This is a genomic window from Pseudomonas sp. Sample_24 (genome assembly GCF_004307605.1).
Taxonomy (GTDB): Bacteria; Pseudomonadota; Gammaproteobacteria; order Pseudomonadales; family Pseudomonadaceae; genus Aquipseudomonas.
Genome location: NZ_RCNW01000483.1, coordinates 1 through 2,003 on the forward strand (window position 1 = coordinate 1; position 2,003 = coordinate 2,003).

At 60.9% G+C, this 2,003-nt stretch carries 1 protein-coding gene and 1 pseudogene; both read right to left on the reverse strand.

Annotation, left to right across the window (positions count from 1 at the left end; genetic code table 11):
* On the reverse strand, positions 1 to 1,554 hold a 1,554-nt coding region (gene carB / locus D8V06_RS27910; protein WP_130932244.1), incomplete at its 3' end, for a carbamoyl-phosphate synthase large subunit.
* 117 nt (positions 1,555 to 1,671) lie between these two features.
* Positions 1,672 to 2,003: pseudogene (locus tag D8V06_RS27915) on the reverse strand (carbamoyl-phosphate synthase small subunit); the annotation flags it as partial.

Genomic DNA, 2,003 nt, shown 5'->3' on the forward strand with positions numbered 1-2,003 from the left:
GTGACGGTGGCGACGCAGAGCCTTCTCGGTCACGCCCAGCAGCTTGGCCAGACGCTGATCGGAGAAGCCTTTGCGCTTGAGGCGGAACATCAGATCGCGGTCGATACTGGTCAGGCCCAGGGTCTTGACCTTCTCTTCGTCCTTGATCAGATCTTCCATCTGCACCAGGAACCAAGGATCGATCATGGTCATGCCGAAGATGTCTTCAACACTCATGCCGGCGCGCATGGCGTCCGCCACGTACCAGATGCGCTCGGCGCCCGGCACGGTCAGTTCGCGCTTGAGGATGCTCATGCTTTCCGGGTTGCGCAGGTCAACCTTCTCGTCCAGACCGCACACGCCGACTTCCAGACCGCGCAGGGCTTTCTGCAGGGACTCCTGGAAGGTACGGCCGATGGCCATGACTTCACCCACCGACTTCATCTGAGTGGTCAGGCGCGCGTCAGCCTTGGAGAATTTCTCGAAAGCGAAACGTGGCAGCTTGGTCACGACGTAGTCGATGGACGGTTCGAAGGACGCCGGGGTCTTGCCGCCGGTGATATCGTTCGACAGCTCGTCGAGGGTGTAGCCCACAGCCAGTTTGGCCGCGACCTTGGCGATCGGGAAACCGGTGGCTTTCGAAGCCAGTGCCGAGGAACGGGATACTCGCGGGTTCATCTCGATCACGACCATGCGGCCGGTGTTCGGGCAGATACCGAACTGAACGTTGGAACCGCCGGTTTCCACACCGATCTCGCGCAGTACCGCCAGGGAGGCGTTACGCAGGATCTGGTATTCCTTGTCGGTCAGGGTCTGTGCCGGCGCCACGGTGATCGAGTCACCGGTGTGCACGCCCATCGGGTCGAAGTTTTCGATCGAGCAGACGATGATGCAGTTGTCCTTCTTATCGCGGACAACCTCCATTTCGTATTCTTTCCAGCCGATCAGCGATTCGTCGATCAGCAGCTCTTTGGTCGGCGACAGGTCCAGACCACGGGCACAGATTTCTTCGAACTCTTCACGGTTGTAAGCGATACCGCCACCGGTGCCGCCCATGGTGAAGGACGGACGAATGATGCACGGGAAGCCGAGCTTCTCGAGGACCGCGTTGGCCTCTTCCATGCTGTGGGCGATACCGGAACGCGGGCACGCCAGGCCGATGGATTTCATCGCCTTGTCGAAGCGCGAACGGTCTTCAGCCTTGTCGATGGTGTCGGCGTTGGCACCGATCATCTCTACGCCGAACTTCTCCAGAACGCCTTCGCGCTCCAGGTCCAGGGCGCAGTTCAGGGCAGTCTGGCCACCCATGGTCGGCAGCAGCGCGTCCGGACGCTCTTTCTCGATGATCTTGGCAACGGTCTGCCACTTGATCGGCTCGATGTAGGTGGCGTCGGCCATGGCCGGGTCGGTCATGATGGTAGCCGGGTTGGAGTTCACCAGGATGACGCGGTAGCCCTCTTCGCGCAGGGCTTTACAGGCCTGGGCGCCGGAGTAGTCGAATTCGCAGGCCTGGCCGATCACGATCGGGCCAGCGCCGAGAATCAGGATGCTTTTAATGTCTGTACGTTTTGGCATGGGTTTGTCACTCAAATCCGCAGGTCAGTCGGCAAGCCGTCTTGTTCAATCTGTGAAGCCTTGAGGGGGCCGCCGGTTCGGGACCACCCTCAGGCTTTGCTGCATCAGGGCGAGCGATCAGCGTCGCTTGGACATCTCAGTGATGAAGCGATCGAACAATGGCGCTACGTCGTTCGGGCCAGGGCTGGCTTCCGGGTGACCCTGGAAGCTGAAGGCGCTCTTGTCGGTACGCTCGATCCCTTGCAGGGTGCCGTCGAACAGCGATTTGTGGATCGCGCGAACGTTGGCTGGCAGGGTCGATTCGTCTACCGCAAAGCCGTGGTTCTGGCTGGTGATCATCACCACGCCGGTATCCAGGTCCTGGACCGGGTGGTTGGCACCGTGGTGGCCGTGACCCATTTTCAGGGTCTTGGCGCCGGAGGCCAGGGCCAGCAGTTGGTGACCGAGGC